General features: G+C 67.7%; 22 protein-coding genes, 2 tRNA genes and 1 pseudogene. 16 read left to right on the top strand and 9 right to left on the bottom strand.

Features of this window, described 5'->3' with window-relative positions; all coding sequences use genetic code 11:
• Positions 1–11 precede the first annotated feature (11 nt).
• The 11 genes from ACZZZN_RS02410 (at position 12) to ACZZZN_RS02460 (ending at position 8974) form a co-directional block, all read left to right on the top strand.
• Entirely contained in the window at positions 12–236 is a 225-nt protein-coding gene (locus ACZZZN_RS02410) for a DUF4244 domain-containing protein (RefSeq protein ID WP_463503643.1), read from the top strand.
• Positions 236–580, top strand: a complete 345-nt coding sequence (locus tag ACZZZN_RS02415; RefSeq protein ID WP_463503644.1) for a TadE family type IV pilus minor pilin — start codon at positions 236–238, stop codon at positions 578–580. Before ACZZZN_RS02410 ends, ACZZZN_RS02415 begins: the two co-directional genes overlap by 1 nt.
• A 28-nt stretch (positions 581–608) precedes the next feature.
• The gene (locus ACZZZN_RS02420; RefSeq protein ID WP_463503645.1) at positions 609–938 is read left to right on the top strand and encodes a helicase; all 330 of its coding nucleotides are present in this window, start codon (positions 609–611) and stop codon (positions 936–938) included.
• A 98-nt stretch (positions 939–1036) separates the two neighbouring features.
• Positions 1037–3898, top strand: coding sequence for a type I DNA topoisomerase (topA, locus tag ACZZZN_RS02425; protein ID WP_463503646.1), 2862 nt, complete (start codon positions 1037–1039; stop codon positions 3896–3898).
• Complete coding sequence (gene tmk / locus ACZZZN_RS02430) at positions 3895–4527, top strand: dTMP kinase (protein ID WP_463503647.1); 633 nt, start codon at positions 3895–3897, stop codon at positions 4525–4527. The genes topA and tmk overlap by 4 nt, the downstream gene beginning before the upstream one ends.
• Before the next feature lie 71 nt (positions 4528–4598).
• Positions 4599–5756 carry a DNA polymerase III subunit delta' gene (locus ACZZZN_RS02435; RefSeq protein ID WP_463503648.1) on the top strand — a complete coding sequence of 386 codons (1158 nt, stop codon included), beginning with the start codon at positions 4599–4601 and terminating at the stop codon, positions 5754–5756.
• On the top strand, positions 5753–7312 hold the full coding sequence (locus ACZZZN_RS02440; protein WP_463503649.1) for an alpha/beta hydrolase: 1560 nt from the start codon (positions 5753–5755) through the stop codon (positions 7310–7312). Before ACZZZN_RS02435 ends, ACZZZN_RS02440 begins: the two co-directional genes overlap by 4 nt.
• 73 nt (positions 7313–7385) lie before the next feature.
• Positions 7386–7461 (top strand) — tRNA-Thr (locus ACZZZN_RS02445).
• 79 nt (positions 7462–7540) lie between these two features.
• Complete coding sequence (locus ACZZZN_RS02450) at positions 7541–8122, top strand: isochorismatase family protein (RefSeq protein ID WP_463503650.1); 582 nt, start codon at positions 7541–7543, stop codon at positions 8120–8122.
• Entirely contained in the window at positions 8119–8646 is a 528-nt protein-coding gene (locus tag ACZZZN_RS02455; protein WP_463503651.1) for a DUF1697 domain-containing protein, read from the top strand. Before ACZZZN_RS02450 ends, ACZZZN_RS02455 begins: the two co-directional genes overlap by 4 nt.
• Before the next feature lie 34 nt (positions 8647–8680).
• A complete protein-coding gene (locus tag ACZZZN_RS02460; RefSeq protein WP_463503652.1) occupies positions 8681–8974 on the top strand; it encodes a peptidoglycan DD-metalloendopeptidase family protein in 294 nt (97 codons plus the stop codon).
• Positions 8975–8983: 9 nt separating this feature from the next.
• On the opposite strand, the gene ACZZZN_RS02465 is transcribed toward ACZZZN_RS02460, so the two are convergent.
• Positions 8984–9190, bottom strand: coding sequence for a hypothetical protein (locus ACZZZN_RS02465; protein ID WP_463503653.1), 207 nt, complete (start codon positions 9188–9190; stop codon positions 8984–8986).
• Between the two features lie 25 nt (positions 9191–9215).
• Here ACZZZN_RS02465 and ACZZZN_RS02470 point away from each other — a divergent pair.
• Positions 9216–9728 (top strand): annotated as a pseudogene (locus tag ACZZZN_RS02470) (CGNR zinc finger domain-containing protein); the annotation flags it as partial.
• Positions 9729–9778: 50 nt separating this feature from the next.
• Here ACZZZN_RS02470 and ACZZZN_RS02475 read toward each other — a convergent pair.
• From ACZZZN_RS02475 to ACZZZN_RS02485, 3 genes are all read right to left on the bottom strand, one after another.
• The gene (locus ACZZZN_RS02475) at positions 9779–10327 is read right to left on the bottom strand and encodes a type 1 glutamine amidotransferase domain-containing protein (RefSeq protein ID WP_463503654.1); all 549 of its coding nucleotides are present in this window, start codon (positions 10325–10327) and stop codon (positions 9779–9781) included.
• Between the two features lie 109 nt (positions 10328–10436).
• Positions 10437–10509, bottom strand: a tRNA-Lys gene (locus ACZZZN_RS02480).
• Between the two features lie 132 nt (positions 10510–10641).
• A complete protein-coding gene (locus tag ACZZZN_RS02485) occupies positions 10642–11307 on the bottom strand; it encodes a fasciclin domain-containing protein (RefSeq protein ID WP_463506530.1) in 666 nt (221 codons plus the stop codon).
• Between the two features lie 272 nt (positions 11308–11579).
• On the opposite strand from ACZZZN_RS02485, the gene sigK reads away from it, so the two are divergent.
• From sigK to ACZZZN_RS02505, 4 genes are all read left to right on the top strand, one after another.
• Entirely contained in the window at positions 11580–12179 is a 600-nt protein-coding gene (sigK, locus tag ACZZZN_RS02490; protein WP_463506531.1) for an ECF RNA polymerase sigma factor SigK, read from the top strand.
• Entirely contained in the window at positions 12176–12982 is an 807-nt protein-coding gene (locus ACZZZN_RS02495; RefSeq protein WP_463503655.1) for an anti-sigma factor, read from the top strand. The genes sigK and ACZZZN_RS02495 overlap by 4 nt, the downstream gene beginning before the upstream one ends.
• A gap of 28 nt (positions 12983–13010) precedes the next feature.
• Positions 13011–13640, top strand: a complete 630-nt coding sequence (locus ACZZZN_RS02500; RefSeq protein ID WP_463503656.1) for a DNA-directed RNA polymerase subunit beta — start codon at positions 13011–13013, stop codon at positions 13638–13640.
• A gap of 166 nt (positions 13641–13806) precedes the next feature.
• The gene (locus ACZZZN_RS02505) at positions 13807–14691 is read left to right on the top strand and encodes an aminodeoxychorismate lyase (RefSeq protein ID WP_463503657.1); all 885 of its coding nucleotides are present in this window, start codon (positions 13807–13809) and stop codon (positions 14689–14691) included.
• A gap of 172 nt (positions 14692–14863) precedes the next feature.
• On the opposite strand, the gene ACZZZN_RS02510 is transcribed toward ACZZZN_RS02505, so the two are convergent.
• From ACZZZN_RS02510 to pstS, 5 genes are all read right to left on the bottom strand, one after another.
• On the bottom strand, positions 14864–15568 hold the full coding sequence (locus ACZZZN_RS02510) for a DUF559 domain-containing protein (protein WP_463503658.1): 705 nt from the start codon (positions 15566–15568) through the stop codon (positions 14864–14866).
• A gap of 345 nt (positions 15569–15913) precedes the next feature.
• Positions 15914–16693: a phosphate ABC transporter ATP-binding protein PstB gene (gene pstB / locus ACZZZN_RS02515; protein WP_194763736.1), complete on the bottom strand. Its 780-nt coding sequence runs from the start codon at positions 16691–16693 to the stop codon at positions 15914–15916.
• A 35-nt stretch (positions 16694–16728) separates the two neighbouring features.
• Entirely contained in the window at positions 16729–17826 is a 1098-nt protein-coding gene (pstA, locus tag ACZZZN_RS02520; RefSeq protein WP_463503659.1) for a phosphate ABC transporter permease PstA, read from the bottom strand.
• A gap of 1 nt (position 17827) precedes the next feature.
• The gene (gene pstC / locus ACZZZN_RS02525; RefSeq protein ID WP_463503660.1) at positions 17828–18796 is read right to left on the bottom strand and encodes a phosphate ABC transporter permease subunit PstC; all 969 of its coding nucleotides are present in this window, start codon (positions 18794–18796) and stop codon (positions 17828–17830) included.
• A gap of 136 nt (positions 18797–18932) precedes the next feature.
• On the bottom strand, positions 18933–20039 hold the full coding sequence (gene pstS / locus ACZZZN_RS02530) for a phosphate ABC transporter substrate-binding protein PstS (RefSeq protein WP_463503661.1): 1107 nt from the start codon (positions 20037–20039) through the stop codon (positions 18933–18935).
• Positions 20040–20175: the final 136 nt, after the last annotated feature.

Here is a 20175-nt window from a genome sequence, read left to right on the forward strand (position 1 = left end):
CCAGGAGCATCATGAACACCAGGAAGTCGGGGGACGTCCTGACCACGTTGCCGCCGCTGACCGGTCGGCGAGCGGCGTCGCTGTTCGGAGACGACTCCGGCGCCGCCACGGCCGAGTACGCGATCACCACCATGGCCGCCGTCGCCTTCGCCGGCCTGCTCGTCGTCATCATGCGGTCCGACGAGGTGCGCGGAATCCTCACCGATCTCGTGCGTCGGGCGTTGACGGTGGCGTGATGCGCGACCGGGAAGACCGTGAGCGCGGGTCAGTGGCCGCGGAGCTGGCGCTCGCGCTTCCCGCGGTCGTGCTGACCCTGCTGCTCGGTGCGGGCGCACTCGGCGCCGCTTCGCGGCAGGTCGCGCTGCAGGATGCGGCGGCCGACGCGGCACGGCTGCTCGGTCGGGGAGAAGACCCCGGCCGGGCGTCGAGCGCCGTGACCGCTGCCGTGCCTGGTGCCTCGATGTCGAGCAACCCCGCGGGCGACGTGATCTGCGTCACCGCTCGCGCCGACGTCGCGATCGGATCCATGCTCCGCCTGCCGCTGCAGGCCTCGAGCTGCGCTCTGGCCGGAGGGCTGTGATGACGCGGTCCGAACGGGGCGGTCGCTGATGGCCGGCTCCGCCCTCGCGGCGGGACTGCTGTCTGTCGCGGCCGCCCTGTCTCTCGGACTCGCCGCCGTCGGCGGTGCGGCGGTCACCGCACAACGCGCTGCAGGGGCGGCGGACGCCGCAGCGCTCGCCGCGTCCGACACCGCGAGCGGCGCGATCGTGGTCGTCGGTGAGCCGTGCGCGGTGGCCGCTCGCGTCGCGGCGGCCGCCGGGGGCTCGCTCACACAGTGCGTCGTCGAGGGCTTCGTGGCGACCGTACAGGTCGAGGCGGCGTACGCTGGACTCGCAGCCGTCTCCCGCGCCCGAGCTGGGCCACCCGACGGAAGATGACGGCAGCGCGAAGCACGGTCCGGCGAAAACGGCGGCGACCACGGTGACGAACCCATCACAGTGGTGTGTATGGTGTGCTTCGAAGAAAGGATGCTCCCTTGGCTGAAGGCAAGAAGCTCGTCATCGTCGAGTCTCCGACGAAGATGCGGTCGATTCAGGGGTACCTCGGCGACGGTTACGAGGTGCTCAGCTCCGTCGGGCACATCCGTGACCTCGCAGACGAGAAGGACATCCCGGCCGCCGACAAGCAGGCCTACGGGAAGTACTCCATCGACGTCGACAACGACTTCGACCCCTACTACGTGGTCTCCGACCGCAAGACCAAGACGGTCGCCGAGCTCAAGCGTGCGCTCAAGACCGCGGACGAGCTCCTGCTCGCGACTGATGAGGACCGCGAGGGCGAGGCCATCGCGTGGCACCTTCTCGAGACGTTGAAGCCCAAGGTCCCGGTCAAGCGCATGGTCTTCCACGAGATCACGAAGGACGCGATCCAGGCGGCCATCGGTAACACCCGTGAGCTCGACACCGATCTCGTCGACGCGCAGGAGACCCGCCGCATCCTCGACCGCCTCTACGGGTGGGACGTCTCGCCCGTGCTCTGGTACAAGGTCAAGACCGGTCTCTCGGCCGGCCGGGTGCAGTCCGCAGCCACCCGCATGATCGTGGAGCGCGAACGCGAGCGCATGGCGTTCGTGTCGGCCGAGTACTGGGACGTCGAGGCGCTCGCCTCGTCGTCTTCCGGATTCAAGGTGCGCCTGGTTCGCGTCGATGGTGGGCAGCTCGCCCGAGGCACCGACTTCGACGACAACGGAAAGCTCAAGAAGGCCGTCGTCATCCTCGACGAGAAGGCGGCCGCTGCTCTGGCGCACGCCGTCGACGCCGCGGGCACCGGTGCGGTGACCAAGGTCGAGGCGAAGCCGGGAACCCGCAGCCCGTACGCGCCGTTCACCACCTCCACGATGCAGCAGGAGGCCGGTCGCAAGCTCTCGATGAGCGCCAAGCAGGCGATGAGCGTCGCCCAGCGTCTGTACGAAAAGGGTTACATCACCTATATGCGTACCGACTCGGTGGCGCTGAGCACCCAGGCGGTGCAGGCGGCTCGCAGCCAGGCCGTCGCTCTCTACGGTGACTCGGCCGTGCCGCTCAATCCGCGCGTCTACAAGTCGAAGAGCAAGAACGCGCAGGAGGCGCACGAGGCGATCCGTCCGTCGGGTGAGACCTTCCGCACTCCGAAATCTGTCGCCTCCGAGCTCGACCGCGAGGAGCACCGCCTCTACGACCTCATCTGGAAGCGCACCGTCGCCAGTCAGATGGCCGACGCCAAGTACGAGACCACCACGGTCACGATCCTCGTCGACGCGGCGGGGCAGAAGGCCGACTTCACCGCATCCGGAACCGTCTACACCTTCAAGGGATTCCTCGAGGCGTACGAAGAAGGACGCGACGAGAAGCGCAACGACAAGGACACCGACGAGAACCAGTCGCTGCCGATCGTGGCCGTCGGCGACGAGCTGCGCATGTCGGATGCCGAGGCCAAGGGCCACCGCACCACCCCGAAGCCGCGCTACACCGAGGCATCGCTCGTGAAGGCCCTCGAGGAGCACGGCATCGGTCGTCCCTCGACGTTCGCGAGCATCATCGGCACCGTGATCGACCGCGGCTACGCGACCAAGCGAGGCCAGGCGCTCGTGCCGACGTGGCTCGCGTTCAGTGTGGTGCGGCTGCTCGAGGAGCACTTCGCCGACCTGATCGACTACGACTTCACCGCCGCGCTCGAAGACGACCTCGACGCGATCGCCCGTGGTGAGCAGAAGCGCGTCGAATGGCTGCGCTCCTTCTACTACGGCTCCGATTCGCATGTCGGGCTCCGCCAGGTCGTCGACAACCTCGGTGAGATCGATGCGCGGGCGCTCAACTCGACGCCCATCACCGACACAGCGACACTGCGGTTCGGCAAGTACGGTCCGTACCTCGAGGTCGCGAACCCCGAGGCGCCCGACGAGAAGCCGCGCATCGTCAACGTCCCCGAAGAACTCGCGCCCGACGAGCTCACCGCAGAGAAGGCGCAGGAGCTGATCGATGCGCCGGTCGCCGGCGATCGCGTTCTCGGCACCAACCCCGAGAACGGCAAGATCGTCGTCGTCAAGGACGGTCGCTTCGGGCCCTATGTGCAGGAGAACGAGCCGGTATCCGACGATGCCGCGGTCGACGAGGCCACCGGAGAGGTCGTCGAGGCGCCGAAGCCCAAGCGCGGGGCGAAGAAGGATGCGGCGCCCAAGCCGCGCACCGGATCGCTGTTCCGCTCGATGTCGGTCGACACGATCGACCTCGACACCGCCCTGCAGCTCCTCAGCCTCCCGCGCGTGGTCGGCGCGGACCCCGAGAGCGGCGACGAGATCACCGCGCAGAACGGTCGCTTCGGTCCGTACCTCAAGAAGGGCACCGACTCGCGCTCGCTCGAGAGCGAATCCCAGATCTTCGAGGTCACCCTCGACCAGGCTCTCGAGATCTACAAGCAGCCGAAGTACGGGGCAGGATCCCGCCGCGCATCCAGTGCTCTCGCCGAGTTCGAGGCCGATCCGGTCAGCGGCAAGCCGATCCGCATCCGCGACGGTCGCTTCGGCGCCTACGTGACCGACGGTGAGACCAACGTCACCATCCCGCGCGGGCAGAAGGTCGAGGACATCACGTTCGAGACCGCCGTGCAGATGCTCGCCGACAAGCGCGCGAAGGGCCCTGCGCCCAAGCGTGGCGCGGCGAAGAAGGCCCCTGCGGCCAAGAAGCCTGCCGCCAAGAAGGCTCCCGCCAAGAAGGCTCCGGCCAAGAAACCTGCCGCGAAGAAGCCTGCCGCCAAGAAGGCGTCGACGGACGCCGAGAAGGCCGCCGCCCGCTCGGCCGCTGCGAAGAAGGCCGCGGCGACCCGCGCCGCCAACGCCGCTGCGAAGCAGGCCGGTTCGTGACCTCACCCTCGGGAGTGTGGATCACGCTCGAAGGCGGCGACGGCTCGGGCAAGACCACTCAGTCCGACCTGCTCGAGGTCTGGTTGTCGAGTGAGGGACGCACGGTCGTTCGCACCCGCGAGCCCGGCGGCTCGGAGGTCGGCAACCTGATCCGTGACATCGTGCTGCACCACCGTGGTGACATCGCGCCCCGCGCCGAGGCGCTGCTCTACGCCGCAGATCGCGCCCATCATGTCGCGACGGTCGTCCGCCCCGCGCTCGCGCGCGGCGAGGTCGTGCTGCAGGATCGCTATCTCGACTCCTCGGTCGCCTACCAGGGCGCAGGGCGCGTGCTGGATGCCGGGGAGATCCGTGATCTCTCGCTCTGGGCCGCCGAGGGGGCTCTTCCCGATCTCACGGTGCTGCTCGACCTCGCGCCCGAGGCCGCGCGCGTGCGTCTCGACTCCGCCGACAAGCCGTTCGATCGCCTCGAGGCCGAGAAGACCGAGTTCCACGCCCGAGTCCGCGACGCCTACCTCGCTCTCGCAGCCGCCGAGCCCGAACGTTTCCTGGTGCTCGATGCCGACACGTCACCCGAGGTGATCGCAGGGCAGATCCGCGCGCGCGTGCAGGAGCTCCTCGTCGGCTGACGCTGCACCGCATCGCCCCGCACCACCCGGTTCCGTGCGGCGACGTCTGTGCTCCCGATTAGGCTGAGTGCATGCCCCAGACCGTCTCCGCACCTTTCCCGTGGGCCGATGTGTGGGGGCAGGATGCTGCGGTCGAGACTCTGCGCTCCGCCGCATCCGATCCCGCCGCGCTGTCGCATGCGTGGCTCATCACGGGTCCGCCGGGGTCGGGGCGATCGACCCTCGCCTATGCGTTCGCGGCCGCGCTGATCGCGGATCATCCCGATGACGAGGCTGCGATGCGTCAGGTGCTCGCGGGTACGCATCCCGACGTCACGGCCCTGCGCACCGACAAGGTGATCATCACGATCGCCGAGGCTCGCGCACTCGTCGAGCGCTCGTACTTCGCGCCGTCCGCGGGGCGCTATCGCGTGATCGTCGTCGAAGACGCCGATCGCATGGTCGAGCGCACCTCGAACGTGCTGCTCAAGGCGCTCGAGGAGCCCCCGGAGCAGACAGTGTGGGTCCTCTGCGCGCCCAGCGAGGCCGATCTGCTGCCCACCATCCGCTCACGCGTCCGCTCCTTGCGCCTTCGCGAACCAGACGTGGCCGACGTCGCGCGGCTGATCACGCTCCGCACGGGCGTCGACGAGGCCGTGGCCGAGCAGGCCGCCCGGCACGCGCAGCGCCACATCGGCATGGCGCAGCGTCTCGCCACCGACGATGCCGCGCGGCGGCGTCGCGATGAGACCCTGCGCTCGGTGCTGGCGGTGCGCGGGGTCAACGACGCGGTCGAGGTCGCAGGTCGCATCATCCAGGCCGCCACCGACGACGCCAAGGCATTGACCGCAGAGCGGGATGCGGCCGAACGCGCTTCGCTGCTGCGCACGGTCGGGATCGCCGAGGGGCAGGCGGTGCCCCCTGCGCTGCGCACCCAGATCTCGGCGCTCGAAGACGATCAGAAGAAGCGAGCGACACGCAGTCTGCGCGACGGCATCGACCGCGTGCTGACAGACCTGCAGTCGATGTTCCGCGACGTCGTGATGCTGCAGTTCGGTCGTGACGACGAGCTGATCAACCGCGAACTGCGGGAAGACCTCGCAGCCCTGGCCGCCGCCTGGCCCGTGCCCCGTACGCTTGTCGTACTCGACCACCTTGCCGACACTCGCCAGTCGCTGGAGCGCAACGTCGCACCGCTGCTCGCCCTCGAGAGCTTGCTCGTGACCGTCACGAGCGGGAGGACACCGTGAACCACCGACCGACTTCCCGCATCCGGCGCGCCGTCGCCCTCATCGCCGGTCTCGCAGCCGCATCCGTCGCTCTGTCCGGCTGCCTCTATGCTGCGATCCCCGAGGGCAGCGAGCCCAAGCCCTCCGTCACGAAGGCACCAGACACCGCAGGCGTCGCCGAAGATCTCCTGCCCTTCTACGGTCAGACGCTGACGTGGACCGAGTGCGGCACCGGTTTCGACTGCACCGATGTCACCGCGCCGCTCGACTGGGAGAACCCGGGCGACGGCGAGATCACGCTGTCGGTGGTCCGTCACCAGGCCGAGGGAGAAGCCCAGGGGTCTCTGCTGACGAACCCCGGCGGACCGGGCGCGAGCGGTGTCGAGCTGATCCGTGACAGCCTCGACTTCGCAGTCGGAGCCGACCTGATCGAGAACTTCGACGTGATCGGGTTCGACCCCCGCGGGGTCGGGCAGTCGTCGGCCGTCACCTGCCTCGACGCGGCAGGGATGGACGATTACCTCTACACGATCCCCACGGCAGAGCGGGGCACCCCGGAGTGGGAGGCCGAGCTGCTCGCCGGAGCCGACGAGTTCGCCCAGGCGTGCGAGGCGAACAGCGGCGGCATCCTGCCGCACATCACCACCGTCAACTCCGCGCGCGACATGGACCTCATCCGGGCGGTGCTCGGTGACACCGAGCTGAACTACCTCGGCTACTCCTACGGCACGTTCCTCGGCGCGACGTATGCCGCGCTGTACCCCGAGAAGGCCGGGCGACTCGTGCTCGACGGGGCCATCGACCCTGCAGTCTCGGGACTCGACGTCGGCGCCACGCAGGCGCTCGGCTTCGAGTCCGCGCTCCGCGCCTACATGCAGAGCTGCCTCGACTCGGGGGAGTGCCCCTTCAACGGCACGGTCGACGAGGCGATGGCCGACCTCGGCGCGTTGCTCGCCAGCGTCGATGCCGTGCCGCTCGAGAACGGTGATGGGCGCATGCTCGGCGCCGACGCGTTGATGACGGGGATCATCGCCGCGCTCTATTCGGCCGACAACTGGACCTACCTGACCCAGGCGCTCGACGAAGCGCTGCAGGGCGACCCGACGACGGCCTTCTTCCTGGCCGACTTCTACAACGGTCGTGACCAGAACGGCGCATATCTCGACAACTCGACCGAGGCCTTCCGTGCGTACAACTGCATGGACTATCCCGTCGAGGACGACCCTGCAGCCGAGGCCGCCACCGAGGCGAAGATCGCCGAAGGGGCGCCGACGATCGCCGCGTACTGGAGCGGACCCGACCCGTGCGAGGTGTGGCCCTATCCGCCCACCGGCACTCGCGGAGAGATCACGGCAGCGGGCGCAGGACCGATTCTCGTGATCGGGACCACGAACGACCCGGCCACGCCCTACGAGTGGTCCGAATCCCTCGCGGAGCAGCTCGAAGAAGGTGTCCTGATCACCCGCGTCGGCGAGGGGCACACGGGGTACAACAAGGGGAACTCGTGCGTCGACAGCGCCGTGGAGGCGTTCTTGCTCGACGACTCGGTGCCCGAAGACGGCCTTCGCTGCGAGTGACTCGGAGTGATCCCGAGCCCACCGACGGGCCGATTCGCGATGTCGCGTCCGCTCGGGTAATATCGATGATCGCGCCGCTTTAGCTCAGTCGGCAGAGCATTTCACTCGTAATGAAAAGGTCGTCAGTTCGATTCTGACAAGCGGCTCCACCAGGCCCCGTGATGCGAAGAACATCACGGGGCCTTCTGGTTCCCTCCGCGCGAACCGCCCCGGGCGTACCCTCGAAGCATGAGCAGAGCACTTCTCATCGTCGATGTGCAGAACGATTTCACCGAGGGCGGCGCCCTGGCTGTGGTCGGTGGTGACGCCGTGGCATCTGCGATCACCGCATTCCTCGCCGCGCATGCCGTCGACTACGACGTCATCGTCGCGTCCCGCGACTGGCATGACGCCGACGGCGACAACGGTGGCCATTTCGCCGAGGCGCCCGACTTCGTCGGCACCTGGCCGGTGCACTGCGTGGCGGGAACCGAGGGCGCCGAGTACGACCCGCTGCTGGTGGTGGATGCGGTCACCCACCACGTGCGCAAGGGACAGGGGCGGCCCGCCTACTCGATGTTCGAGGGAGCCACAGAGTCCGGCGAGACCGTCGGCTCGATCCTGAGCGGCTCGGGCGTGCTGACCGCAGACGTGGTCGGTATCGCCACCGACCACTGCGTGCGTGCCTCGGCTCTCGACGCGATCGCGCACGGCGTGCAGGTGCGCGTGTTCACCGACCTCATCGCGGGTGTCGCCGCGGAGTCGAGCGAGGCCGCCCGCGCCGAACTCGCCCACGCGGGTGCGGAACTCGTCGAGAGCGGCGCCGCGTGAGTCGCAGCGTCCTGCTGTTGCGCGCGGTCAACGTCGGTGGTCGCGGCAGGGTCCCGATGGCTGAGCTGCGCGCTCTACTCGCACCGGAGCTCGGCGAGGTCTCGACCTACATCGCGAGTGGGAACATCGTGTGCGAGCATCCGACCGAGCCGGATGCGGCCCGAGCGCGTGTCCGCGAATTGATCGCCGCCGCGTTCGGTGTCGACACTCCGGTGATCCTGCGTACGCACACAGCCCTCGTGCAGGCTGCGGCGGAGCATCCGTTCCCCGATGCGTCCGAGAAGATGCTGCACGCGATGTTCCTCGAGGGGCCGGCCGCGCCCGGTGCGGTGGAGGCTCTGCAGCAGCGGTTGACGCCGGGGGAGCGCATCGCGCTCGTCGGAGAGGATCTGTGGATCGACTACGGCGAGGGTGGCGTGCAGAACACCAAGCTCACGAAGGTCGTGCTCGACCGGGCGCTCGGCGTCGCCGGCACCGCTCGCAACCTTCGTACGGTGAGGAAGCTCGTCGAGTTGACCGTATGAGTGGCCAGGAGCCGTTCGTGCTGAGCCCGCTCGCGTGCGCAGAGGAGCGCCGGCGATCGCCGGCAACCACGTCGTCATCCGCGCGGGCGGCGTGCTCGTGCTGCTCGCCCATCTGCGCGCGGGGAGTGCGACTCCGCTGGTGGGTGATGTCGTGCGCGTGGGGGAGCAGATCGGCGAGTGCGGCAACTCGGGCAACAGCACCGAGCCGCACCTGCACCTGCAGGTGTCGGAGTCGATCGATTGGCGCGGGCGTGGGATTCCGCTCGCGTTCCGGTACGGGGGTGAACCCCCGTGGCTGCCCCGGAACGGGGAGGTCGTCGGCGCGTGAGCGGAGCGGTCACGCCGGAAGGTCGCGCGAGAGTGCCGTAGGCGGCATCTGGGCGCGGGGCTGGAGGTCCACCCGACGCACCTCGCAGTCCGCGCAGCGCACATAGAGCACGGTGCCCTCACTCGTCCGGTGTCGCGACTCCACGAGCCACGCATGCTCGTGGGGTGTGGGATTCGACAGGATCTGTGGTGTCGGGAGGGTGTGCAGGGAGGTCATGCCTCCAGCGTGATGTAATGGCCTTATGCATCTCAACCCTTACGGCGAGTACGCGGTTCTCCTCGCGGCCTCTCTGGCGGATGACTTCCCCACCGACCGTGCCGGCATCGAAGAGCGAACGCTCGAGATGGGCATGACGATGACGTTCCCGCCTGCCCTCGACGACCACGAGAAGGTGCGGGCCGTGGTCGACGACTGGCTGCGGATCGTCGACGAGAGTGATCCCGCCGCGCGCGCGGAGATCCTCAACGCCCAGATGGCACAGGCAGCTGCCTATCCCAGACTCACCGACCACGACGGCGAAGGATGGCACCTGCACTATCGCGACGACGTGAAGTCGCTGCCGTACGTCCTGCGCGCGATCTTCGCGGTCGGCACCTCGCTGCACCTCGTCACCCGCGGCATGGACCGTCTGGGCCGCTGCGAGGCGTCTCCGTGCACCCACGTCGTGGTCGACGTCACGCGCAACGGCAGGCAGCGCTTCTGCTCGGTGCGCTGCGCCAACAGAGCGGCGGTCCGGCGTCATCGGGCTCGTGCGAGCATCGGGCTCGTGCGAGCGCCTGACACCGGACCGCCGGATGCTGCGAATCAGGCCGTCTGGCCCGCGTGCCGCCCTTCGGCGACCTCTTCGACGAGCTTCGCGTTGAACGCGGGAAGGTCGTCGGGCGTGCGGCTCGAGACGAGTCCCTGATCGACCACGACCTCCTCGTCGACCCAGGTCGCCCCGGCGTTGCGGAGGTCGGTCGCGAGGCTCGGGTAACTGGTCAGCGTGCGGCCGTCGACGACGCCCGCCTCGATGAGGATCCATGCGCCGTGGCAGATGACGGCCACGGGCTTGTGCTGCTCGAAGAACGCGCGCGCGAGGTCGATCGACGGCTTGTCGAGTCGAAGGTGATCGGCGTTCACGACGCCGCCCGGCAGCACGAGGGCGTCGAACTCGTCTGCCGACGCATCCGCAGACGTGAGGTCCACATGCTGCACATGGCCGTTCTTGCCCTTGATCTGTGCACCGTCCGGCGCGATGAGGGTCGCGCTCGCTCCCTCTGCCTGCACGGCTTCCCAGGGGCTGGTGAGCTCGCTGTCCTCGAATCCGTCTGTCGCCAGGAATGCCACTCGGCTGTCGGTGAGAGTCGCCATGATGCGTCCTTTCGTGGAGGGTCGAGTCCCGGATGGGGACGCTTCGAGCCTCTCTCACGATCCGGATGCCGAGAAGGGGGTGGCCGGATCGAGACGACGGTGATAACGGTGGGCCCCGTGGGGCTCGAACCCACGACCCGCGGATTAAAAGTCCGATGCTCTGCCAACTGAGCTAGAGGCCCGCATGTCCCAGTCTAAGGGCGCACAGAACAGGCCGCCGACGAGGTGCCTCGTCGACGGCCCGTTCTTCTGCCCGCCATCCTCCCCCGAGTGGAGGGCAGTATGTTCCGAGGTCCCAGCTCGGTGTCCCGTGCTTACTCAGCCGGGGGCATCAGGACCGTGTCGACCAGGTACACGGTCGCGTTGGCGGTCTGCACGCCACCGCAGATGACGTTGGCGTCGTTGACCATCAGCTCGTCGCCGCTGCCGGTGACCTCGAGGTCAGCACCCTGAACCGTGGCGTGCGTGCCCACGATCTCGTCGGGCGTGATCTGACCGGGGACCACGTGGTACGTCAGGATCGAGCTCAGCGTGGCGCTGTCGGTCTTGAGGCCCTCGATGGTGGCCGGGTCGATCTTGGCGAACGCGTCGTCGACCGGCGCGAAGACGGTGAACTCGTCACCGTTGAGCGTGTCGACGAGGTTCACGTCGGGGTTGAGCTGACCGCTCACGGCTGCGACCAGCGTCGTCAGCAGCGGGTTGTTGGATGCGGCGACTGCCACCGGGTCCTGAGCCATGCCGGCGACCGATCCGTCACCGTCCGGCACTGCCTCGGCGTATGCCGCGCAGCCGGGGCCGACGAGGTTGGCGGCCGGGTCCATGGTCTCGGTCTCGGGAGCCATCGTCTCGGACGACTCGGGGGCCATCGACTCCGACGGCTCTTCGGTGGTGGTGCCGCCCATGGAACATCCGGCGAGCACGAACGCGCTTGCCAGTCCGAGGGTGATGGCTGCGGTGACCTTCTTCTTGGTGCTGAACATCTCGAGCTCCTTGAGAATCTCAGCCACGGCCTCTCCGTGGCGTTGACAGTCGTTCGGAGCCCCTCGCGGAACGGATGGGAGATTCTCGAATCTTTTTCGACCGAGGTCGATCTCCAATCCGTTTCGGGACCCGCAGCGAACAGGTTTCGACCTCCCGCACTTAAGAGGACTCCTCGAGGTTGCGGGGGTCGAGATCGACATCGGCGAAACCGGTGAGATCTTTTCCGTCACTTTCGGGTGACGGTTGCACGGGAATGCATGGAGGATGCGGCATGCTGGTAGAGATGGTCATCGATGGGATGGACGTACCCGAAGACGGTACGGCACGGGATGCTGTCGCTGACCTGCTCGTTCGCATCGGCGACGGAGATCAGCGCGCGTTCGCGGATCTCTACGACACGCTCTCCTCCCGTGTCTTCGGCCTCATCCTCCGCGTTCTGGTCAACCGCTCGCAGAGCGAAGAAGTGCTCCAGGAAGTGTTTCTCGAGATCTGGCAATCCGCTTCCAAGTTCGCTCCGAACAAGGGACAGGGAAGAACCTGGGTGATGACGATCGCGCACCGTCGTGCGGTCGACCGGGTGCGAGCGTCTCAGTCCAGTGCGGATCGTGACGTGCGTGCCGGGTTCAGAGACATCGGGGTCGCGCACGACAGTGTCGCGGAAACGGTGGAGCTGGGCATCGAGGGCGAGAAGGTCGTACACGCTCTCTCAGGGCTTCCTGAGGCACAGCGCGAAGCCCTCGTTCTGGCCTACTACGGCGGATACAGTCAGAACGAAGTCGCAGTGCTCGTGGGAGCACCGCTGGGGACTATAAAGACACGGATGCGAGATGGGCTCTCGCGTCTCAGGACAGCTATGGGGGTGACGGCATGAACGAGCAGGAATTCGCAGAACTCGCGGCAGGAGCAGCGCTCGACGCGCTGTCTCCCGACGACGCGCAGCGCTACCACGCCGCACTCGTCGAGCATCCTGAATGGCAGCGCATCGTCGCTGTGGATGCCGAGAGTGCCGCCTTCCTCTCTGTCGGTGTGGCACCTGCGGCGCCTGCCCCCGGCATCCGCTCCGAGCTCCTCGCACGCATCGCCATGACCCCTCAGACCGGTGAGGTCGTCCCCTCGGGAAGCGCGAGCGACGCAGCATCCGACGCATCCGATGCTGCGGAGCAGAAGACCTCGGTCCCCGAGACCGCAGCGGGAGCCACCGTACCGAAGGCACCCGCGCATCCGCTTCGTGTTCTCTTCGCTCTCGCCGCATGCCTCGCGCTGCTGGTCGGGGTCGGCGTGGGCGCTGTGGCACTGAACGATTATGTGAATCGCCCCGCCAGCGTGGTCGCCCTGCAGGACATCCAGTCCGCGGAGGACGCGCAGGAAGCGTCTATCGAACTCGCCGACGGAGGCAGCGCGACCGCGCACTGGTCGGCATCGCTCGGCACCGCCGTGCTCGTCGCCGACGGCATCGAGACCCTTCCCGAGGATCAGGCCTACGAGCTGTGGTTCGTCCGCGGTGAGACCCCGATCTCGGCAGGAGTGTTCGAGGCCGATGGGGGAGACGCCACGGCCATCCTCGCGGGAGAGATGCACGAGGGCGATGTGATCGCGGTCACGGTCGAGCAGGCCGGAGGTTCGCCGAGCGGTCTGCCGACGACCGATCCGGTCATCGCCATTCCGACGGCCTGACGACACGGATCGCGCGTACCCTGGTGGGATGCCTGAGCAGTTCTCCCGCCCTGTCCGCCGCCCGACGCAGGCCTTCGACAACATCGTGGGCAGTCACGACCCCGCCGAGGAGACCCGCATCGCCCACGCCACGGCATCCGCTCTGCTGACGCGGGTGCGTGCCGACGAGAGCGGCGTGAGCGCCGAGCGGCTGGTGGCCTTCACCGACGAGCACGGCATCGACGAGATCGCGGAGTTGTGGTCGAAGGCGCCGTCGCGCACGCTGCCGGGCGCGCTCTGGCGCCTCTACCTGCTGCAGCTCGCGATCCACGGCGATCCGCAGACGGCGGCCCTGCTGTACGAGCGTGGTCGGGTCGAACTGGCTTCGGCTGACGCCGCCATCGCCGGCGCCCCGGTGCCGGCGAACCCCGACGAGCTCGTCGCTCTGATCGACACCATCCTGCGCGGTGCGTTCAGGGGCGACTTCGCGGTGGCGCTCGACCGGGCCGCGGCTTTCTGCCGGGTGCAGGCCTCGGGCGCCACGCACACGGCCGACGACTACGAGCAGACCGAACCGCAGCGTGCGAGCGAGCTGACGACCCGTGCGCTCCGCTTGAGCAGCTACGCGCAGGATCTTTCTGCGTCCGCGGTGCTGTGGCGCACCGGCGCACTCGCCTGACCGGTCGGAACGACGGCATCCGAATATGAGAAGACCGGGCCGCAAGAACGCCTCTCGGCGGAAGGCCGCTCGCAGCGGCAAAAATTGGAGCCCGGGGTTATGCGGCCCGGCCACTCCAGTGTAACAAGATCGCACCGCGGCTATTCCCGGGGCCTAGGCTCGGATCATGACCCGGCGCTTTGCTCTCATGATCGATCCGGCGGCGGTCGACGCCGACCGCACCGACTTCGCCGACACGTTCACGCTCGTGGATGCTGCCGCCCCCGCACTGAGCGTGGGCGAGCTCAGCACCCAGCGAGGCGACGGCGTCTTCGAGTCGATCGGTGTGGTCGACGGACACGCGCAGGAGGTCGTGCCGCATCTGGAGCGGCTCGCCCACTCCGCAGAACTCTGCGACCTCCCGCTGCCCAATCAGGCGCAGTGGCATCAGGCGATCGATCGCGCAGCGAGCGACTGCGGGCCGGGGGAGTGGGTCATCAAGCTCATCCTCAGCCGGGGGGTCGAACACGGACCCACGCCGACCGCATGGGTCACGGCGGCGCCGGCATCCGACTTCTCGGCGGTGCGTGCGGGTGGGGTGCAGGTCGTGACGCTCGATCGCGGATACGACCTCGACGTCGCCGAGCGCGCCCCGTGGCTGCTGCTCGGGGCCAAGACGCTCTCGTATGCGGTGAACATGGCAGCGCTGCGCGAGGCGCATCGACGTGGCGCAGACGATGCGATCTTCCTCTCGCGGGACGGCTTCGTGCTCGAGGCGCCGACGGCGTCGCTGATCCTGCGCTTCGGCGATCGCTTCGTGACTCCGGCGCCGAACGGCGGCATCCTGCACGGCACCACTCAGCTGAGCGTCTACGACTACCTGGTCGGCCGGGGGTTCGACGCCGAGTACGCCACGATCCCGGCATCCGACCTCTCCCGCGCGGATGCCGCGTGGCTGGTGTCGAGCGTCAGGCTCGCCGCCCCCATCACCGCCGTCGACGGCACAGCCCTGCCCGTCGACCACGCCCTCACCGCCGACCTGAACGCCTACCTGCTGTCCCCCCGCGACTGACTCCGCCCCATCTCACCCCACCTGCCCGGGCCATCCTCCTGTCCCTCACCGGGGCACAGATTCGGAGCCCGGGTCCGACATGCCGAGGTGCCTGGCTCGAACGGCGGCGTGTCGGGTCTCAGGTCCGAAGCTGTGCGCGGTGATCGAGCCACTCCGACGCGGAGAGCTGCCCTCAGGAGTGAAATGCCATCATGGCGACGATTGCGCGCTCCACCAGATCCCAGTCGTGAATGACCATCGCGTAATCGAAACGCATCGAGACATGCCCCCACGTCGCGGCAGTGGCATCGCGGACCAGATCACGGTGTCGATGCGACTCGTCGTCGTGATTCGCCTTGCCGTCTGTCTCCACGATCCGCCAGTCGTCGATCAACAGGTCGACTGAGCCGGTGCCGACGACCTGCGCCTGTGTGCGGATGCTCCATCCGAAGCGTCTCAGTCGCAGACGGACCAGTGACTCCAAGCCGCTGTCGGCGTCGGCGCGCGAGAAGTCGATGAGATCCCGTCCCCTGGCATCGATCGACTCGCTGAGTCGCCGAAGTCCCTGACGAGAGATCATGCCCTGTCGTCGTGCGGACTCGAGCGAGACGAAGAACGCCTCCTCGCCGCGGCACCGGTAGATCTGCAGAAGGAACCGGGGGACCGAAGGCGCCGCGAACCTGCTCGGCGCATCGCCTGTGTTCCAGTGTCGGATGCAGCTGCACTCGCCACTCGCGCCGCTGTGATGATGTCTGTCCGGGTGCACCCAGACATGGAGGGGAAGGGGCTCGTCGTCGAGCACCCAGATGCCGAGGTGGCGCGCCGCGGTCTCACAGCCGAGGGAACCGCCGTGCTCGGCGGCCTCGATGACCCTCCCGCATGCCGTGGCGGGCGGCATACACGCCCCGCCTCACTCGCCTGAGATCGCCGTTCCGTACACGTGCGTCGATTACACGTCGAGTTGCTCGGCTCCTCAGCTCCGCCCACGACCAGACCTGGACTCCCGTCGACCCGCACATCGCTCGAGCCTGGTGCCCGACCGCATCCGTACGTGGTGGTCACCTCGGTGGATGTGGAGCGATTGACGGGTCTCGCCGTTGTGCAGGAGAACTCTGGAACGTCTCTGCGAGCACAGCTTCGGAACCGAACGCAGAAACGCCGTGCCACAGGGTAGTGGCACGGCGTTTCATGGCGTCCGCTCCGAAGCTGTGCCCGAAGGGGGACCGGAGGGCAGACCGGATGCTTATCCGAAGCGACCCGACACGTAGTCCTCGGTTGCCTGCACGGACGGCGTGGTGAAGATCGTCGACGTGTCGTCGTACTCGATGAGCTTGCCGGGCTTGCCGGTGCCGGCGATGTTGAAGAACGCCGTCTTGTCGGACACGCGGCTGGCCTGCTGCATGTTGTGGGTCACGATCACGACCGTGTAGTCGTTCTTGATCTCGGCGATGAGCTCTTCGATCGCGAAGGTCGAGATCGGGTCGAGAGCCGAGCACGGCTCGTCCATGAGGATCACATCGGGGGAGACCGCGATCGCACGCGCGATGCAGAGACGCTGCTGCTGGCCGCCGGAGAGGCCCGAACCCGGCTTGTCGAGGCGGTCCTTGACCTCGTTCCAGAGGTTGGCACCGCGCAGCGACTTCTCGACGAGAGCATCCTGGTCGCTCTTCGCCATGCGCGTGTTGTTGAGCTTGACGCCCGCGAGTACGTTCTCCTTGATCGACATCGTGGGGAACGGGTTCGGACGCTGGAACACCATGCCGACCTGCCGGCGGACGAGCACAGGGTCGACGCTCGCGCCGTAGAGGTTCTTGCCGTCGATCAGCACCTCCCCCTCGACGCGCGCGCCGGGGATGACCTCGTGCATGCGGTTGAGGGTGCGCAGGAAGGTCGACTTGCCGCACCCCGACGGACCGATGAATGCCGTGACGGTGTTGGGCTTGATGTCGATGTTGACGCCCTCGACGGCGAGGAAATCGCTGTAGTAGACGTTGAGGTCGTTGACTTCGATGCTCTTGGACACGAGAGGATCCTTCTTGTTGAAATCGGGTAGACGGCTCAGCGGCCGTTGATCTTGGGGGCGAACACCTTGGCGATGACGCGTGCCAGCAGGTTGAGCACCATGACGATGACGATGAGGGTGAGCGCGGCCGCCCAGGCACGTTCGAGATAGGCATCCACCGGGATGCCCGGGTACTTCGCCTGCATGTACGAGAAGACCGGTAGCGTCGCCATCTGCCCGCTGAACATGTTGAGGTTCATCCCCTGCACGACGCCGACCGTGAGCAGCAGTGGCGCGGTCTCGCCGATCACTCGCGAGATCGCGAGCATGATGCTCGTCGTGATTCCCGCGATGGCGGTGGGCAGGACGACCTTGATGATCGTCAGCCACTTCGGCACACCGAGGGCATAGGCGGCTTCGCGGAGCTCATTGGGCACGATGCGCAGCAGTTCTTCGGAACCTCGCACCACGACCGGGATCATCAGCACCGAGAGCGCGAGGGATCCCATGATGCCCATTCGGGTGCCGGGTCCGACGATGAGCGCGAACACCGAGTAGATGAACAGACCGGCGACGATCGAGGGGATGCCGGTCATGACGTCGACGAGGAACGTGATGCCGCGGGCGAGCCTGCGGCCCTCGCCGTACTCGACGAGATAGATCGAGGTCATCAGGCCGATCGGCACCGAGATGATCGTCGCGCCGAGCGTGATCAGCAGCGTTCCGTAGATGGCGTGGACCGCGCCGCCGCCCTCGCCGACGATGTTGCGCATCGAGAAGCTGAAGAACTCGCCGTCGAAGCGCATCAGGCCGTTCACGACGACCGTGTAGAGCAGCGAGATGAGCGGCAGGAGTGCGACGACGAACGCCCCGGACACGAGTGCGGTCATCAGGCGGTCGATCGCGTGACGGCGGCTCTCGATCACCGAGGAGATCACGAAGATCAGGATGATGTAGAACACCAGCCCGACGACGAGCGTGAGCGCGATGTTGAAGTCGGCGGGGTCTCCGCCGGCATTCATGAAGGCGAAGATCGTGCCCGAGACGACGAATGCGACGAGGAGGAGGGCCCAGGGTGCCCACTTGGGCAGGTGGCCCGCCGAGGTGGAGTGAGTGGTCGTGGCGACGGGCGCCGGGGTGAGCGTGGCGGTCATGTCAGTTGGCTCCCGAGAACTCGGCGCGGCGCGAGACGATCCAGCGGGCGATGAAGTTGACCGCGAAGGTCACGATGAAGAGGATCAGACCGGCGGCGATGAGCGTGTTGACGCCCTCGTCGTGGGCCTCGGGGAAGCGCAGGGCGATGATCGCGGGGATCGTCGTGGGGTTCTCCGGGTTGATCAGGTTGAAGGTGATGATGCCGAGGGGCGAGAGCACGAGGGTCACGGCCATCGTCTCGCCGAGTGCGCGGCCGAGTCCGAGCATCGCACCCGAGACCATGCCGCTGCGGGCGAAGGGCAGCACGGCCATGCGGACCATCTCCCAGCGCGTCGCACCGAGTGCGAGGGCCGCCTCTTCGTGCAGCTTGGGCGTCTGCAGGAAGACCTCGCGGCAGATGGCGGTCATGATCGGGAGGATCATCACCGCGAGCACGAGGGATGCCGTCAGGATCGTCTTACCGGTTCCGGATGGCGTGCCGCCGAAGAGCGGGATCCAGCCGAGGTTCTCGTTCAGCCACTTGTAGAAGGGCACGAGCATCGGAGCGAAGGTCAGCGCGCCCCAGAGACCGAAGACGACCGACGGGACCGCGGCGAGCAGGTCGATCACATAGCCGAGCACACCGGCGAGGCGCCGCGGTGCATAGTGCGAGATGAAGAGGGCGATGCCGATCGCGACCGGCGCCGCGATGACGAGCGCGATGAAGCTCGACCACAGGGTGCCGAACACGAAGGGCCACACCCAGGACAGGAACGACTGTCCCTCGAGGATGTGGTTGTTGCTCGTGTCCGCAGAGAGTGCGGGGATCGCCTGGACGATCAGGAAGAGCGCCACCGCGGCGAGGGTGACGAGAATGATGATTCCCGCCCCGAGCGCGGTGCCGGAGAAGATGAGGTCGCCCCGTCGGCGCAGCGCGGGGCGCGAACCGGGGGAACTGGTGGTGTCGGGACCCGCCTGGGTGGTGGTCATCGGGGCTGCTCCACGATCTGCTCGGAGGGGCTTTCGGGTGTCTTCATGAGGGTGCCCCGGGGTGTCGGTCGAGATCCTGTCGACCGACACCCCGGGGGCGTCGGTGCCGGAGCTCAGCGGTTCGCTGAGCGGCCGGTCACTCCGTGACGATCGCGTCGATAGCGGTGCTGATCTGCTCGCGCAGGCTGTCGGAGATCGGTGCGCTGCCCGCGGCCTCTGCCGCGGCGTCCTGGCCCTCGGCCGAGGCGACGTACTCGAAGTACGCCTTCACGAGGCCGGCGGTCTCGGCGTCGTCGTACTCGACGCATCCGATGAGGTACGAGACCAGGGCGATCGGGTACGAGCCGGCCGGCGCGGCTGCCGGGTCGACGTCGAACGCGAGGTCGTGGTCAGAGCGGCCCTCTTCGAGCGGCGATGCCTCGACGAGTGCTGCGGCGGCCTCGGCCGAGTACGCGACGTACTCGCCCTCGACCTGCACGGCGACCTGGCCGAGCTCCGAGGTGCGCGAGGCGTCGGCGAAGCCGATGTAGCCCGAACCGTTGGAGATGGCGTCGACGACACCCGAGGTTCCGTCGCCGGCCTCACCGGTCGAGAGCGGCCACTCGTCGCTGGCCTCGTAGGTCCAGACGTCCGGGGCGACGGCGCTGAGGTACTTGGTGAAGGTCTCCTGCGTGCCCGAGGCGTCGGCGCGGTGCACCGGCACGATCGCCTGGTCGGGCAGCTCGACGCCCTCGTTCTGCGCGGCGATCGCCGGGTCGTTCCAGTTCGAGATGGCACCCGAGAAGATGCTCGCGATGGTCGCGCCGTCGAGGTTCAGCTCGTCGATGCCCTCGAGGTTGAAGGCGACGGCGACGGGCGAGATGTAGACGGGGATCTCGACGATCTCATCCGAGGTGCACGAGCCGAAGCCGCCTGCAGCGATCTCGTCGGCGTTGAACGCGCGGTCCGACCCGATGAAGTTCGACGAACCGGCGATGAAGTTCTCACGGCCCGTCCCGGAGCCGGTCGCGGTGTAGTTGATGGTGGTCTCGGGGTTCGCGGTCTGGAACGCGGCGACCCAGGACTGCTGAGCGGCTTCCTGCGACGAGGCGCCGGTGGCTTCGATGGTGCCCGACAGGGTCGAGGTGGGGGCGTCGGACGAGTCGCCGCCGGTGTTGCCGCCTTCGTTCGCGGCACAGCCGGCGAGTGCGAGTGCTGCCACGGCGCCGACGGCGCCGATACGTGCGATTCGGGAGATCTTCACTGTGGATCCTTCGATCATGGTTGGGTGGGGCCCGGTGCAGGGCACACAGTGACGCTAGGTGCGGCGGTTAACGAGACTCGACCACGCAGGTGAACAGAAGGTGAACGGCGCGCGACTCTCTGGGGCGGATCCGCGG

Source organism: Microbacterium sp. AC145 (assembly GCF_979258505.1).